Raw genomic sequence first — 15,820 nt, 5'->3', positions numbered from 1 at the left:
ACGAAGAGCTGAGGCACACGCACATGAACTGGGACGACACCACCGACACCTCCGCCGAGGAGCGGCTCGTCGGTGCGTCCGCCGACCGCGAGGACCAGGCCGTCGAGGCCGCCCTGCGCCCCAAGGACCTGGGCGAGTTCATCGGCCAGGAGAAGGTCCGCGAGCAGCTCGACCTCGTGCTGCGCGCCGCACGCGCCCGGGGGGCCACCGCCGACCACGTGCTGCTCTCCGGAGCCCCCGGCCTCGGCAAGACCACCCTCTCGATGATCATCGCCGCCGAGATGGAAGCCCCCATCCGCATCACCTCGGGCCCCGCCATCCAGCACGCCGGCGACCTCGCGGCGATCCTCTCCTCCCTCCAGGAGGGCGAGGTGCTCTTCCTCGACGAGATCCACCGCATGTCCCGGCCCGCCGAGGAGATGCTCTACATGGCGATGGAGGACTTCCGCGTCGACGTGATCGTCGGCAAGGGCCCCGGTGCCACCGCCATCCCCCTCGAACTGCCCCCCTTCACCCTGGTCGGCGCCACCACCCGGGCCGGCCTGCTGCCGCCCCCGCTGCGCGACCGCTTCGGCTTCACCGCGCACATGGAGTTCTACGAGCCCGCCGAACTGGAGCGGGTCGTCCACCGCTCGGCGAGCCTCCTCGACGTGGAGATCGACCCGGCGGGCGCCGCGGAGATCGCCGGCCGGTCCCGCGGCACGCCCCGTATCGCCAACCGCCTCCTGCGCCGCGTCCGGGACTACGCGCAGGTCAAGGCCGACGGGGTGATCACCAAGGACATCGCCGCGGCCGCCCTCGCCGTCTACGAGGTCGACGCCCGGGGCCTCGACCGGCTGGACCGGGCCGTGCTGGAGGCCCTGCTGAAGCTCTTCGGCGGCGGACCCGTCGGCCTGTCCACGCTCTCCGTCGCGGTCGGGGAGGAACGTGAGACCGTGGAGGAGGTGGCCGAGCCCTTCCTCGTACGGGAGGGCCTGCTCGCCCGCACCCCGCGCGGGAGGGTCGCCACCCCTGCGGCATGGGCGCATCTCGGCCTCACGCCGCCCCGCTCAGGAGCCCCCGGAAACGGACAAGGGGACCTGTTCGGGGCGTGACGGTGAGGAGGATGGCCCGGGCAGGAACGTCGGTGCCATGCTGAGCGTTGTTCCCTGCGCGCGGACTCGCTTAGACTCCGCCGATGCCGCCCTTGTCGGCGGCAGTACACACCCCCAACCATCAGGCCGTTCACCATCGCGGTCGTGTGAAGGAAGTTCCGACCCGTGAGTCTCCTGACCCTCCTCCCGTTCATTGTGCTCATCGGGGCCATGTTCCTGATGACCCGGTCGGCCAAGAAGAAGCAGCAGCAGGCCATCGACATGCGGAACCAGATGCAGCCCGGTTCCGGCGTCCGCACCATCGGGGGCATGTACGCCACGGTCAAGGAGGTCAGCGAGGACACGGTCCTCCTCGACGCCGGCCCGGGTGTGGAGCTGCTGTTCGCGAAGAACTCGATCGGTGCCGTCCTGAGCGACGAGGAGTACAACCGCATCGTCCACGGCATCGAGCACGACCTGAAGTCCGACGCCGACGTCGTTCCCGACGACGCCTCCTCCCTCACCGAGACCGACGACTCCTCCGACGCTGCCGCCGCCTCCGACGACACGCCTGTCGACCTCGGCAAGAAGGACGCGGCCGACGAGCCGGCCGACGCCGACGAGGCGAAGGCGGACGCGCAGTCGAAGAAGTCCGACGGCGACTCCGACGCGAAGTAGCCGTGTCCCGGGGCGCGCGGGTGCTGCCCGCGCGCCCCGGGACATGCCCGACTCGCACGGAGTCCCGACACCATGTCATGGCCGCCCGCCCGTCGATCCGGCGCGAGGCGGCCCGAGAGGGAGTACGAGAAGGTGGCAGCAGTCAAAAAGGGACGGAACGCGAGCGCCACAAGTAAGCCGTGGCGCTCGCTGGCTCTGATCCTGATCGCCATCGTGGCGCTCACCGGAGGGATGTTCGCCTCCGGGCACACCACTCCGCGTCTCGGCATCGACCTGGCCGGTGGTACGAGCATCACGCTGGCGGCGGTCCCCGAGGCCGGCCAGGAGTCCGCGATCAACAAGACCAACATGAACACCGCGGTCTCCATCATGGAGCGGCGGGTCAACGGTCTGGGTGTCTCCGAGGCCGAGGTCCAGACGCAGGGCACCCGCAACATCATCGTCAACATTCCCAAGGGCACGAACTCCGAGCAGGCCCGGGAACAGGTCGGCACCACCGCCAAGCTCTACTTCCGTCCCGTCATCGCCACCGAACTCGCCGGTGGCGGCGCCGCGCCCACGCCCAGCGCGACCGGCGACGGCTCGGCACAGGACTCCGACAAGGACAAGGCGACCGACAAGGCGACCGACAAGGCCACGGAGAAGGCGACCGACGGTTCCTCCCCGTCGGCGAGCGCCACCACCCAGGGCCGTGCCGTCACCGACGCCCTGAAGGCCGACGAGACGCCGGCCGCCTCCCCGAGCGGCGCGGCCGAGGACGAGGCCGCTCCCTCCCCGTCCGCGACCGGCGGCACCTCCGGCGACGCGGACAGCAAGCTCCAGGCGCAGTACGCAGCGCTCGACTGCACCAAGGAGAGCGTCCGCGCCAAGGCCGGTGACGGTTCCAAGGCCAGCGACTCGACCGTCGCCTGCGGCCAGAACTCCCAGGGCCAGTGGCAGAAGTACATCCTCGGCCCCGCCGCGGTCGACGGCACGGACGTCGACGAGGCCAGCGCCGTCCTGAACACCCAGACCGGTGCCGGCTGGGTCGTCACCATGGACTTCACGGACAAGGGCGCCAAGAAGTTCGCCGACATCACCGGCCAGCTCGCCCAGAACCAGTCCCCGCAGAACCAGTTCGCCATCGTCCTGGACAACGAGGTCGTCTCCGACCCGTACGTCAGCCAGGCCCTGACCGGCGGCAACGCGGAGATCTCCGGCAACTTCACCCAGCAGTCGGCGCAGGAGCTGGCCAACATGCTGTCCTACGGCGCCCTGCCGCTGACCTTCCGCGAGGACAGCGTCACCACCGTCACCGCCGCGCTCGGCGGTGAGCAGCTGAAGGCCGGTCTGATCGCCGGTGCCATCGGCCTCGCCCTGGTCGTCATCTACCTGCTGGTCTACTACCGCGGCCTGTCCTTCATCGCGATCCTGTCGCTGCTGGTGTCCGCCGCCCTCACCTACGTGATCATGTCGCTGCTCGGCCCGGCCATCGGCTTCGCGCTGAACCTGCCGGCCGTGTGCGGTGCCATCGTCGCGATCGGCATCACGGCGGACTCGTTCATCGTGTTCTTCGAACGGGTCCGGGACGAGATCCGCGAGGGCCGCACCCTGCGTCCCTCCGTGGAGCGGGCCTGGCCGCGCGCCCGGCGCACCATCCTGGTCTCCGACTTCGTCTCGTTCCTCGCCGCCGCGGTGCTCTTCGTCGTCACCGTGGGCAAGGTCCAGGGCTTCGCGTTCACGCTCGGTCTGACCACCGTGCTCGACGTCGTGGTGGTGTTCCTCTTCACCAAGCCCCTGCTCACGCTGATGGCCCGCCGGAAGTTCTTCGCGAGCGGCCACAAGTGGTCCGGTCTCGACCCGAAGGCGCTGGGTGCGAAGCCTCCCCTGCGCCGTACCCGCCGTCCCTCCGCCCCTGCCCAGACGAAGGAGGCGTGAGAGATGTCGAAGCTCGGCACCCTCGGCGCCCGACTGCACCACGGCGAGGTCGGCTACGACTTCGTCAAGAACCGCAAGCTCTGGTACGGCATCTCCATCCTGATCACCATCACGGCCATCGTCGGCCTGGCGGTGCGCGGCCTGCACATGGGCATCGAGTTCCAGGGCGGAGCGGTCTTCACCACCCCGAAGAACATGAGCGTCTCGGTCGCCGCGGCCGAGGAGTACGCGGAGGACGCCTCCGGTCACGACGCGATCGTCCAGAAGCTCGGTGACGGCAGCCTGCGCATCCAGGTCGCGGGCATCGACACCAACACGTCGGACAAGATCAAGGACACGCTCGCCGAGGACCTCAAGGTCGACGGTGAGCAGATCAACGCCGAACTGGTCGGTCCCAGCTGGGGCGAGCAGATCGCCAACAAGGCCTGGCAGGGCCTCGGCATCTTCATGATCCTGGTCGTGATCTACCTGGCGATCGCCTTCGAGTGGCGCATGGCACTCGCCGCGTTCGTCGCCCTGATCCACGACATCACCATCACCGTCGGCATCTACGCCCTCGTCGGCTTCGAGGTCACGCCGGGCACGGTGATCGGTCTGCTGACCATTCTCGGTTACTCGCTGTACGACACGGTCGTCGTCTTCGACAGCCTCAAGGAACAGACGAGAGACATCACCAAGCAGACCCGCTGGACGTACAGCGAGATCGCCAACCGCTCCATCAACAGCACCCTGGTCCGCTCCATCAACACCACGGTGGTCGCGCTGCTGCCGGTGGGCGGCCTGCTGTTCATCGGTGGCGGTGTCCTCGGTGCCGGCATGCTGAACGACATCTCGCTGTCGCTGTTCGTCGGCCTCGCCGCCGGCGCGTACTCCTCGATCTTCATCGCCACCCCGCTCGTGGCCGATCTCAAGGAGCTCGAGCCGTCGATGAAGTCCCTGAAGAAGCGCGTCCTGGCCAAGCGCGCCCAGGGCGCGGCCACGGGCGAGGCAGAGGAGTCCCCGGTCACCGACGAGGACTACGGCGACGAGCCCGAGGACGCCGCACCCGCGGTCGTCGGCCCGCGCGACCAGTCGGCCGCCCGCACCCGCGGCCGGGGCCGTTCCTCCGGGAAGCGCCGATGACAGAGATCAGAGAACTGCTGCTCAGCCGCATCCGGGACGTGGCGGACTACCCGGAACCGGGCGTGATGTTCAAGGACATCACCCCGCTCCTGGCGGACCCCGCGGCGTTCGCCGCGCTCAGCGACGCCCTGGCCGACATCGCCCGCGCCACCGGCGCCACCAAGATCGTCGGTCTGGAGGCCCGTGGATTCATCCTCGGCGCCCCGGCCGCCGTCCGCGCGGGCCTCGGCTTCATCCCCGTACGCAAGGCGGGCAAGCTCCCCGGAGCCACCCTCAGCCAGGCGTACGACCTGGAGTACGGCTCCGCCGAGATCGAGGTGCACGCCGAGGACCTGAGCGCGGCCGACCGCGTTCTGGTGGTCGACGACGTCCTCGCCACCGGCGGCACCGCCGAGGCGTCGGTCCAGCTCATCCGCAGGGCGGGCGCCGAGGTGGCGGGCCTGGCCGTACTGATGGAGCTCGGCTTCCTCGGCGGTCGCGCCCGGCTGGAACCGGCCCTGGCCGACGCCCCGCTGGAGGCGCTGCTCACGGTCTGACCAGCGGTGTCGCACGCGAACCGCGCACAGGGAACACCGCTCGGGCGGGCCCGGAGGAATCCGGTGCCCGCCTCGGGTGTTTCAGGGACAGACCGTCCTCACGACCGCCCGCAGGCGATCCGCGGCCACGGGATCGCTACCATGGGGTGTCCGGAGCCTGACCGGGGGACCCGGATCGCGCACGAGGAGCCCTCTTGCCAGACGAGGCCCAGCACCTGACCGCCGCCAAGCCCGAGTCCGCCTCGGCGGCCGCGGCCAAGCCCGCGCCGAGCGCGCCCCACGCGAAGAACGACACGCGCGGGCCGGTCCAGCATGCCCAGTCGGCGCCCGTCGACAAGCCCGAGCAGCCGCGCCCCAAGCCGGCCCCTCCCGAGCGTTCGGCCACCCTGGCCCGCCCCAACACCGGCCAGCCGCGCTCCGGCTCCTCCAACCGCGTCCGCGCCCGCCTCGCCCGGCTCGGCGTCCAGCGCGCGAACCCGTACAACCCGGTCCTCGAGCCGCTGCTGCGGATCGTGCGCAGCAACGATCCCAAGATCGAGAACGCCACGCTCCGCCAGATCGAGCGCGCCTACCAGGTCGCCGAGCGCTGGCACCGCGGCCAGAAGCGCAAGAGCGGCGACCCGTACATCACGCATCCGCTCGCCGTCACCACCATCCTCGCCGAGCTGGGCATGGACCCGGCCACGCTGATGGCCGGACTGCTGCACGACACCGTCGAGGACACCGAGTACGGCCTGGAGGACCTGCGCCGCGACTTCGGCGACGTGGTCACCCTGCTCGTCGACGGCGTCACCAAGCTGGACAAGGTCAAGTTCGGCGAGGCCGCGCAGGCCGAGACCGTGCGCAAGATGGTCGTCGCCATGGCCAAGGACCCGCGCGTCCTGGTCATCAAGCTCGCCGACCGCCTGCACAACATGCGCACCATGCGCTACCTCAAGCGCGAGAAGCAGGAGAAGAAGGCGCGCGAGACCCTGGAGATCTACGCGCCGCTCGCCCACCGCCTGGGCATGAACACCATCAAGTGGGAGCTGGAGGACCTCGCCTTCGCGATCCTCTACCCCAAGATGTACGACGAGATCGTCCGCCTGGTCGCCGAGCGCGCGCCCAAGCGCGACGAGTACCTCGCCATCGTCACCGACGAGGTGCAGCAGGACCTGCGCGCCGCCCGCATCAAGGCGACCGTCACCGGACGCCCCAAGCACTACTACAGCGTCTACCAGAAGATGATCGTCCGCGGCCGTGACTTCGCGGAGATCTACGACCTGGTGGGCATCCGCGTCCTCGTGGACACCGTCCGCGACTGCTACGCGGCCCTCGGCACCGTGCACGCGCGATGGAACCCGGTCCCCGGCCGGTTCAAGGACTACATCGCGATGCCCAAGTTCAACATGTACCAGTCGCTGCACACGACGGTCATCGGCCCCGGCGGCAAACCCGTCGAGCTGCAGATCCGCACCTTCGACATGCACCGCCGCGCCGAGTACGGCATCGCCGCGCACTGGAAGTACAAGCAGGAGGCCGTCGCCGGCGCCTCCAAGATCCGCACCGACGCGCCGAAGTCGTCCGGCAAGGACAAGGACGCCATCAACGACATGGCGTGGCTGCGGCAGCTCCTCGACTGGCAGAAGGAGACCGAGGACCCCGGCGAGTTCCTGGAGTCGCTGCGCTTCGACCTGTCCCGCAACGAGGTCTTCGTCTTCACCCCCAAGGGTGATGTCATAGCGCTTCCCGCCGGTGCCACGCCGGTGGACTTCGCGTACGCCGTCCACACCGAGGTCGGCCACCGCACCATCGGGGCGCGGGTCAACGGCCGCCTGGTCCCGCTGGAGTCGACCCTCGACAACGGCGACCTGGTGGAGGTCTTCACCTCCAAGGCGGCCGGCGCCGGACCCTCCCGCGACTGGCTCGGCTTCGTCAAGTCGCCGCGCGCCCGCAACAAGATCCGCGCCTGGTTCTCCAAGGAGCGCCGCGACGAGGCCATCGAGCAGGGCAAGGACTCCATCGTCCGCGCGATGCGCAAGCAGAACCTGCCGATCCAGCGCATCCTCACCGGCGACTCGCTGGTCACGCTGGCGCACGAGATGCGCTACTCGGACATCTCCGCGCTGTACGCGGCGATCGGCGAGGGCCATGTCTCCGCGCAGAACATCGTGCAGAAGCTCGTCCAGGCCCTCGGCGGCGAGGAGGCGGCCACCGAGGAGATCGACGAGTCGGTCCCGCCGGCCCGCGGCCGCGACCGCAAGCGCCGCTCCAGCGCCGACCCCGGTGTCGTCGTCAAGGGCGTCGAGGACGTCTGGGTGAAGCTCGCCCGCTGCTGCACGCCGGTGCCCGGCGACCCGATCATCGGCTTCGTCACCCGCGGCAGCGGCGTATCGGTGCACCGCAGCGACTGCGTCAACGTCGACTCGCTGTCCCGGGAGCCCGAGCGGATCCTCGACGTCGAGTGGGCGCCCACCCAGTCCTCGGTCTTCCTGGTCGCCATCCAGGTCGAGGCCCTCGACCGGTCCCGGCTGCTGTCGGACGTCACGCGTGTGCTGTCCGACCAGCACGTCAACATCCTCTCCGCGGCCGTCCAGACCTCCCGCGACCGCGTCGCCACCTCCCGCTTCACCTTCGAGATGGGGGACCCGAAGCACCTCGGCCACGTCCTGAAGGCCGTACGCGGCGTGGAGGGCGTCTACGACGTCTACCGGGTCACCTCGGCCCGCAACCGCACCTAGAGGACGACAGACACACGGGAGAGGGGCTCCCGCACCCCAGGTGCGGGAGCCCCTCTCCCGTGTGCCGTGCGAGCGGTCAGCCGCCGAACTCCTGCAGACCCTTCAGCGCCTGGTCCAGCAGGGCCTGACGGCCCTCCAGCTCCCGCTCGAGCTTCTCCGCCTTGGCGGTGTTGCCCTGCGCCCTGGCCTGCTCGGCCTGGCCCTTCAGCTTGTCCACGGCGGCCTGGAGCTGACCGGTCAGACCCGCGGCACGCGCGCGTGCCTCCGGGTTCGTCCGGCGCCACTCGGCCTCCTCGGCCTCCTGCAGGGCCCGCTCCACGGTGTGCATCCGGCCCTCGACCTTCGGGCGGGCGTCCCGCGGCACGTGGCCGATGGCCTCCCAGCGCTCGTTGATCCCGCGGAACGCGGCCCGCGCGGCCTTCAGATCCGTGATCGGCAGGAGCCTCTCGGCCTCCTCGGCCAGCTCCTCCTTGAGCTTGAGGTTCTCCGCCTGCTCCGCGTCCCGCTCGGCGAAGACCGAGCCGCGGGCGGCGAAGAAGACGTCCTGGGCACCGCGGAAGCGGTTCCACAGATCGTCCTCGTGCTCGCGCTGGGCGCGGCCCGCGGCCTTCCACTCCGACATCAGCTCGCGGTAGCGGGCGGCCGTCGCCCCCCAGTCCGTCGAGCCCGACAGCGACTCGGCCTCGGCGACCAGCCGCTCCTTGGCCCGGCGGGCGTCCTCACGCTGCGCGTCCAGCTGCGCGAAGTGCTGCTTGCGCCGCTTGGAGAACGCCGACCGCGCGTGCGAGAACCGGTGCCACAGCTCGTCGTCCGACTTGCGGTCCAGCCGGGGCAGACCCTTCCAGGTGTCCACCAGGGACCGCAGCCGCTCACCGGCGGCCCGCCACTGGTCGGACTGCGCCAGCTCCTCCGCCTCGGCGACCAGCGCCTCCTTGGCGTGACGCGCCTCGTCGGACTGCTTGGCCCGCTGTGCCTTGCGCTCCTCGCGGCGCGTCTCCACCAGCTCCACGAGCTTGTCCAGCCGGGCCCTGAGGGCGTCCAGGTCACCGACCGCGTGGTGCGCGTCCACCTGCTCGCGCAGGTGCCCGATCGCGGTCTGGGCGTCCTTGGACGACAGGTCGGTGGTCTTCACTCGCTTCTCGAGGAGGCCGATCTCGACAACCAGGCCCTCGTACTTGCGCTCGAAGTAGGCCAGCGCCTCCTCGGGGGAGCCGGCCTGCCAGGAACCGACGACCTGCTCGCCGTCGGCCGTACGCACGTACACGGTCCCCGTCTCGTCGACGCGGCCCCACGGGTCGCTGCTCACAGCGCCTCCTCCACATGATGCCGTCGAGGGGGCCTCGAAGCTCCCCCGGGCATCGTCCACAGTTTCGTCACGGCCAACATAGGCGACCGACGGGATGCCTGTCCGCATCCCGCGCGACCGAAATTTCGCAGTTGGGGGTCAGGATTTGGTGACGGTCGCCTTGTCGATCACGACCGTCGCGTTGGGCGCCCCGTCACCCGCTCCGGTGCTCTCCCCGGCGTCGGCGATCTTCTTCAGCACCTTCATACCGGCGTCCGAGACGGTGCCGAACGGGGTGTAGCTGGGCGGAAGCTGGCTGTCCTGGTAGACCAGGAAGAACTGGCTGCCGCCACTGTCCTTCTGCCCGGTGTTGGCCATCGCGACCGTGCCCGCCGGGTAGATGTTGTCCTTCAGGCTTTTGTCCTTCAGGTTCTCGTCCGGGATCGTGTAGCCGGGACCGCCGGTACCGGTGCCCGTCGGGTCACCGCACTGCAGCACGTAGATGCCGTTCGTGGTGAGCCGGTGGCACTTGCTGTGGTCGAAGTAGCCCTTCTTCGCCAGGAAGTCGAACGAGTTGACCGTGTGCGGGGCCGCCGACGCCTTCAGCGCCACGTCTATCCCGCCACAGGTCGTGTCCAGCTTCAGGGTGTACTTCGCCGACTTGTCGATGGCGACCGCCGGCTCCTTCTTCCAGGTCTCCGACTTGACCTTGCCCTCGGCGGGCTTGTCGCACGGGTCGGGCGCCTTGCTCGGCGCCGAGGCGCTCGGCGTGACCTCCGCGTTCGCGTTGGTCTTGTCGTCGTCCTGCTTGAGCGTCCCGGTCGTGTACAGCGCGAGGCTGCCCACGAGGACCACACCGAGCACGGACGCGATCACCGAGTTGCGGATCCGCGACTTGCGCCTCGCTTCGGTGCGCCGCTGCTGCTGCCGCAAGAACTTCTCCCGGGCGAGCTGACGCCGCCGCTGTTCCTGGCTGACCACCGGGTTCTCTCCTCATGCGTCTCGTGTGCCGGCCGGTACGCGTGCGTGCGTGCGGTGAGCCGACCGCCTGCGTGTGCCCCGTACCGTATATGGGTTCGCTGAGGAATCGGCAGCGCCGGTAGGCTCTGACGACGGGCGCAGCCCCGTCGCAAGCCTCTCGTATCGACACAACGAAGGACGATCGTGCTCATTGCCGGGTTCCCCGCCGGGGCCTGGGGGACGAACTGTTATCTCGTCGCCCCCGCCGCCGGTGAGGAGTGCGTGATCATCGACCCCGGCCACCAGGCCGCCGACGGCGTCGCGGAGGCGGTCCGCAAGCACCGGCTCAAGCCCGTCGCCGTCGTCCTCACCCACGGCCACATCGACCACGTCGCCTCGGTCGTCCCGGTCTGCGGAGCGCACGACGTACCGGCCTGGATCCACCCCGAGGACCGGTACATGATGCGCGACCCCGAGAAGGGCATCGGCCGCGCCATCGGCATGCCGCTGATGGGCGAGCTGACGGTGGGGGAGCCGGCCGACGTCAAGGAGCTCACCGACGGCGCGAAGCTGGAACTGGCCGGTCTGGAGCTGGCCGTGTCCCACGCGCCGGGCCATACCAAGGGGTCGGTGACCTTCGGCCTGCCCGAGGCGGCGGACATCCCGCCGGTCTTCTTCTCGGGCGACCTGCTGTTTGCCGGCTCCATCGGACGCACCGACCTGCCCGGCGGTGACATGGCCGAGATGCTCGACTCGCTGGCACGCGTGTGCCTGCCGCTCGACGACTCGACCGTGGTGCTGTCCGGCCACGGCCCCCAGACGACCATCGGCCAGGAGCGCGCCACCAACCCGTATCTGCGGCAGGTGGCGGCCGGCCAGGGAGCCACGACCGAGGCTCCCCGACGAGGAATGTGACGAGAGACTTCCGTGAGCACCTTCAAGGCCCCCAAGGGCACGTACGACCTGATCCCGCCGGACAGCGCCAAGTACCTCGCCGTCCGCGAGGCCATCGCCGCCCCGCTGCGGGGCTCCGGCTACGGCTACATCGAGACGCCCGGCTTCGAGAACGTCGAGCTGTTCGCGCGCGGTGTCGGCGAGTCCACCGACATCGTCACCAAGGAGATGTACGCCTTCGAGACCAAGGGCGGCGACCGGCTCGCCCTGCGCCCCGAGGGCACCGCCTCCGTGCTGCGCGCGGCCCTGGAGGCCAACCTGCACAAGGCGGGCAACCTCCCGGTCAAGCTCTGGTACTCCGGCTCGTACTACCGCTACGAGCGCCCCCAGAAGGGCCGCTACCGCCACTTCTCCCAGGTCGGCGCCGAGGCGATCGGTGCGGAGGACCCGGCCCTCGACGCCGAGCTGATCATCCTCGCCGACCAGGCGTACCGCTCGCTGGGCCTGCGCGACTTCCGCATCCTGCTCAACAGCCTCGGCGACAAGGAGTGCCGCCCGGTGTACCGGGCCGCGCTGCAGGACTTCCTGCGCGGCCTCGACCTGGACGAGGACACGCTGCGCCGCGCGGAGATCAACCCGCTGCGCGTCCTGGACGACAAGCGCGAGTCGGTGCAGAAGCAGCTCACCGGCGCGCCCCTGCTGCGCGACTACCTCTGCGACGCCTGCAAGGCGTACCACGAGGAGGTCCGTGAGCTGATCACGGCGGCGGGCGTGGCCTTCGAGGACGACCCCAAGCTGGTGCGCGGCCTGGACTACTACACGCGCACCACCTTCGAGTTCGTCCACGACGGCCTGGGTTCCCAGTCCGCGGTGGGCGGTGGCGGCCGCTACGACGGCCTGTCCGAGATGATCGGCGGCCCCGCGCTGCCGTCCGTCGGCTGGGCCCTGGGCGTCGACCGCACGGTGCTGGCCCTGGAGGCGGAGGGCGTCGAACTCGAACTCCCCGCCACCACCAGCGTGTTCGCCGTCCCGCTCGGCGAGGAGGCCCGCCGGGTGCTGTTCGCCAAGGTCACCGAACTGCGCAAGAACGGCGTGGCGGCGGACTTCTCCTACGGCGGCAAGGGCCTCAAGGCCGCGATGAAGGCCGCCAACCGCTCGGGTGCCCGCTACGCCCTGGTGCTGGGCGAACGCGACCTCGCCGAGGGCGTCGTCCAGCTCAAGGACATGGAGTCCGGTGAGCAGACGGCGGTCGGCGTCAACGAGATCGTGGCGGAGCTGGAGTCACGGCTCGGCTGACCCCCTCGCCCATGAAGGAAGGCGCCGGATGCCCGCGCGGGGCATCCGGCGCCTTCGTCGTCAACGCGCACGGGCGGCTTCACCCGGCCGGACGGTCCGAGGGGAGCGTGTGTACGGCCGCCCCACGGACATCGGCCGAAACCGCACGCTCACGGGCGAACGCCGGTACGTCCTTGTGCACGCTCGACGGCGGACCACAGTTCCGTACGGCACAATGGCCCCTGCCCGAAGCAGGTCCACACTCCCCAGTGACGGAATCGGCGTGATGAGCAAGACGACAGTCAGGGACGTCGACATGGAGCCCGAACCCTCGGCCGCACCGCGGCGCACCGCCTCCGTGCCGCGCACGGAGGGCGCGAGCCGGGCGTTCGCCCTGCTCCTGGTGATCACCGGTGCCGCCGGCGTGCTCGCCGCGTGGGTGATCACGCTCGACAAGTTCAAGCTGCTCGAGGCCAAGGTCAAGGGCGAGACGTTCGTCCCCGGCTGCAGCCTCAACCCCGTCGTCTCCTGCGGCAGCGTCATGGAGAGCGACCAGGCCTCCGTCTTCGGCTTCCCCAACCCGATGCTCGGCCTCGTCACCTACGGCATCGTCGTCTGCGTCGGCATGAGCCTGCTCGCCCGGGCCCGCTTCCCGCGCTGGTACTGGCTCACGTTCAACGCGGGCACCCTCTTCGGCACCGTGTTCTGCGCCTGGCTGATGTTCCAGTCCCTGTACCGGATCAACGCCCTGTGCCTGTGGTGCTGCCTGGCCTGGGTCGCCACGATCATCATGTTCTGGTACGTGACGTCGTTCAACATCCGCCAGGGCTTCCTGCCCGCCCCGGGCTGGCTGAAGGGCTTCTTCGACGAGTTCACCTGGGTCATGCCGGTCCTGCACATCGGCATCATCGGCATGCTGGTCCTGACCCGCTGGTGGGACTTCTGGACCAGCTGACCGCCCGCCCCGGGCTGTCGGTGCGGTGCCTTAGGGTTTCAGCGTGGAGCCCGACCTGTTCACCGCCGCAGCCGAAGAACGCCAGGAGAAGGACCCGACCGGCAGCCCCCTGGCGGTCCGGATGCGCCCGCGCACCCTCGACGAGGTGGTGGGCCAGCAGCACCTGCTGAAGCCCGGCTCCCCCCTGCGCAGACTGGTCGGCGAGGGCGCGTCGGGCCCCGCGGGACCCTCCTCGGTGATCCTGTGGGGGCCGCCCGGCACCGGCAAGACCACCCTGGCCTACGTCGTCTCCAAGGCCACCAACAAGCGCTTCGTCGAGCTGTCGGCGATCACCGCGGGCGTCAAGGAGGTCCGCGCGGTCATCGACGGCGCCCGCCGCGCCTCCGGCGGGTACGGCCAGGAGACCGTCCTCTTCCTCGACGAGATCCACCGCTTCAGCAAGGCCCAGCAGGACTCCCTGCTCCCGGCCGTGGAGAACCGCTGGGTCACCCTGATCGCGGCGACCACCGAGAACCCCTACTTCTCGGTCATCTCCCCGCTGCTCTCCCGCTCCCTCCTCCTCACCCTGGAACCGCTCACCGACGACGACATCCGGGACCTGCTGAAGCGCGCCCTCACCGACGAGCGGGGCCTGAAGAGCGCCGTCACGCTTCCCGGGGACACCGAGAACCACCTCCTGCGCATCGCCGGCGGCGACGCCCGCCGCGCGCTGACCGCCCTGGAGGCCGCCGCCGGGGCCGCGCTCGACAAGGGCGAGCCGGAGATAACCCTGGCCACGCTGGAGGAGACGGTCGACCGGGCCGCGGTGAAGTACGACCGCGACGGCGACCAGCACTACGACGTCGCCAGCGCCCTGATCAAGTCCATCCGCGGCTCCGACGTGGACGCCGCCCTGCACTACCTGGCCCGCATGATCGAGGCCGGCGAGGACCCCCGCTTCATCGCCCGCCGGCTGATGATCTCCGCGAGCGAGGACATCGGCCTGGCCGACCCGAACGCCCTGCCGATCGCGGTCGCCGCCGCCCAGGCCGTCGCCATGATCGGTTTCCCGGAGGCCGCCCTCACCCTCAGCCACGCCACCATCGCCCTCGCCCTCGCGCCCAAGTCCAACGCCGCCACCACCGCGATCGGCGCCGCCCTGGACGACGTACGCAAGGGACTGGCCGGCCCCGTGCCGTCCCACCTGCGGGACAGTCATTACAAGGGCGCGACCAAGCTCGGGCACGGAAAGGGCTACACCTACCCGCACGACCTGCCCGAGGGCATCGCCGCACAGCAGTACGCGCCGGACGCCCTGAAGGACCGCGAGTACTACGAGCCCACCCGGCACGGCGCGGAGGCGCGGTACGCGGACGCGGTGGAGTGGACCAGGAAGCACCTCGGTCGGAAGCGGTCCTGACCACCCTGTAGAATCAGCCGGAGTGCTGAGTCCCGTGTCCGGCTCCGGTCGGCGCCTCAGGCGGGACACCCAGCCGGATCCTTCGATCCAGGAGCGTCGCGCACCGTCGTAGGTGTCGCGGGCAGCCCACCACCCCCCGGACAGTCCCGGGACCGGTCGGTGGGCCGTTCGTGTGCTGCACGTATGTGCCCAGACCAGGGGAGCGGCTACCCGTCAAGTCCCTCGCGGGCCTGAGGGGAATTCCCCGGCTGCGGATGCGACCTCCCGTAACCCTGAGGCAGCCGAAAAGGAAAAGGAAAAGAAGTGGCGAACCAGTCCCGCCCCAAGGTCAAGAAGTCGCGTGCCCTCGGCATCGCGCTGACCCCGAAGGCCGTCAAGTACTTCGAGGCCCGCCCCTACCCGCCGGGTGAGCACGGCCGTGGCCGCAAGCAGAACTCGGACTACAAGGTCCGTCTGCTGGAGAAGCAGCGTCTGCGCGCGCAGTACGACGTGTCCGAGCGCCAGCTCGTCCGCGCCTACGAGCGTGCCTCCAAGGTCCAGGGCAAGACCGGCGAGGCCCTGATCATCGAGCTCGAGCGCCGTCTCGACGCGCTGGTCCTGCGTTCGGGCATCGCCCGCACGATCTACCAGGCCCGCCAGATGGTCGTCCACGGCCACATCCAGGTCAACGGCAAGAAGGTCGACAAGCCCTCCTTCCGTGTCCGCCCGGACGACGTGGTGCAGGTCCGCGACCGTTCCAAGGAGAAGACCCTCTTCACGATCGCCCGTGAAGGCGGCTTCGCCCCCGACGGTGAGACCCCGCGCTACCTCCAGGTGAACCTCAAGTCCCTGGCGTTCCGCCTGGACCGTGAGCCGAACCGCAAGGAGATCCCGGTGATCTGCGACGAGCAGCTCGTCGTCGAGTACTACGCCCGCTGATCCCAGCAGGCACGCGGTATCCCGAGCCCGCCGTTCCCCCGCCCTTCCCGGCGGGGGAACGGCGGGCTCGACTCGCTCCGTACCACTC

At 70.1% G+C, this 15,820-nt stretch carries 13 protein-coding genes; 11 read left to right on the top strand and 2 right to left on the bottom strand.

All coding sequences use genetic code 11. From position 1 onward, the window contains the following. Positions 1-23: 23 nt before the first annotated feature. From ruvB to relA, 6 genes are all read left to right on the top strand, one after another. The gene (gene ruvB, locus KUM38_RS15780; protein WP_217130009.1) at positions 24-1,094 is read left to right on the top strand and encodes a Holliday junction branch migration DNA helicase RuvB; all 1,071 of its coding nucleotides are present in this window, start codon (positions 24-26) and stop codon (positions 1,092-1,094) included. Positions 1,095-1,259: 165 nt separating this feature from the next. Further along, positions 1,260-1,751 carry a preprotein translocase subunit YajC gene (yajC, locus tag KUM38_RS15775; protein WP_217130008.1) on the top strand — a complete coding sequence of 164 codons (492 nt, stop codon included), beginning with the start codon at positions 1,260-1,262 and terminating at the stop codon, positions 1,749-1,751. 132 nt (positions 1,752-1,883) lie between these two features. Further along, positions 1,884-3,668 (top strand): protein translocase subunit SecD, encoded by a 1,785-nt coding sequence (gene secD, locus KUM38_RS15770; protein ID WP_217130007.1) that lies wholly within the window; start codon positions 1,884-1,886, stop codon positions 3,666-3,668. Positions 3,669-3,671: 3 nt separating this feature from the next. Continuing rightward, positions 3,672-4,790: a protein translocase subunit SecF gene (gene secF / locus KUM38_RS15765; RefSeq protein WP_217130006.1), complete on the top strand. Its 1,119-nt coding sequence runs from the start codon at positions 3,672-3,674 to the stop codon at positions 4,788-4,790. After that, complete coding sequence (locus KUM38_RS15760) at positions 4,787-5,326, top strand: adenine phosphoribosyltransferase (RefSeq protein ID WP_217130005.1); 540 nt, start codon at positions 4,787-4,789, stop codon at positions 5,324-5,326. The genes secF and KUM38_RS15760 overlap by 4 nt, the downstream gene beginning before the upstream one ends. Before the next feature lie 194 nt (positions 5,327-5,520). Next, a complete protein-coding gene (gene relA / locus KUM38_RS15755) occupies positions 5,521-8,046 on the top strand; it encodes a GTP pyrophosphokinase (RefSeq protein ID WP_217130004.1) in 2,526 nt (841 codons plus the stop codon). A gap of 76 nt (positions 8,047-8,122) precedes the next feature. Here relA and KUM38_RS15750 read toward each other — a convergent pair whose 3' ends face one another. Both KUM38_RS15750 and KUM38_RS15745 read right to left on the bottom strand, forming a co-directional pair. Beyond that, positions 8,123-9,352, bottom strand: a complete 1,230-nt coding sequence (locus KUM38_RS15750) for a DUF349 domain-containing protein (protein WP_217130003.1) — start codon at positions 9,350-9,352, stop codon at positions 8,123-8,125. 138 nt (positions 9,353-9,490) lie between these two features. Continuing rightward, positions 9,491-10,312: a peptidylprolyl isomerase gene (locus KUM38_RS15745; protein WP_217130002.1), complete on the bottom strand. Its 822-nt coding sequence runs from the start codon at positions 10,310-10,312 to the stop codon at positions 9,491-9,493. Between the two features lie 183 nt (positions 10,313-10,495). Here KUM38_RS15745 and KUM38_RS15740 point away from each other — a divergent pair, with 183 nt between their 5' ends. From KUM38_RS15740 to rpsD, 5 genes are all read left to right on the top strand, one after another. Continuing rightward, positions 10,496-11,206, top strand: a complete 711-nt coding sequence (locus tag KUM38_RS15740; protein ID WP_217130001.1) for an MBL fold metallo-hydrolase — start codon at positions 10,496-10,498, stop codon at positions 11,204-11,206. Positions 11,207-11,218: 12 nt separating this feature from the next. Next, positions 11,219-12,481 carry a histidine--tRNA ligase gene (gene hisS, locus KUM38_RS15735; RefSeq protein ID WP_217130000.1) on the top strand — a complete coding sequence of 421 codons (1,263 nt, stop codon included), beginning with the start codon at positions 11,219-11,221 and terminating at the stop codon, positions 12,479-12,481. Positions 12,482-12,746: 265 nt separating this feature from the next. After that, positions 12,747-13,415: a vitamin K epoxide reductase family protein gene (locus KUM38_RS15730; protein ID WP_217129999.1), complete on the top strand. Its 669-nt coding sequence runs from the start codon at positions 12,747-12,749 to the stop codon at positions 13,413-13,415. A gap of 43 nt (positions 13,416-13,458) precedes the next feature. Then, positions 13,459-14,814, top strand: a complete 1,356-nt coding sequence (locus KUM38_RS15725) for a replication-associated recombination protein A (RefSeq protein ID WP_217129998.1) — start codon at positions 13,459-13,461, stop codon at positions 14,812-14,814. 303 nt (positions 14,815-15,117) lie between these two features. Next, the gene (gene rpsD / locus KUM38_RS15720) at positions 15,118-15,732 is read left to right on the top strand and encodes a 30S ribosomal protein S4 (protein ID WP_145870366.1); all 615 of its coding nucleotides are present in this window, start codon (positions 15,118-15,120) and stop codon (positions 15,730-15,732) included. Positions 15,733-15,820: the final 88 nt, after the last annotated feature.

It is taken from the genome of Streptomyces sp. AC558_RSS880 (assembly GCF_019049255.1).
In the GTDB taxonomy this organism is placed as follows: domain Bacteria; phylum Actinomycetota; class Actinomycetes; order Streptomycetales; family Streptomycetaceae; genus Streptomyces.
The sequence above is the reverse complement of the archived record's forward strand: the minus strand, read 5'-3'. Positions and strand labels throughout refer to the sequence as shown.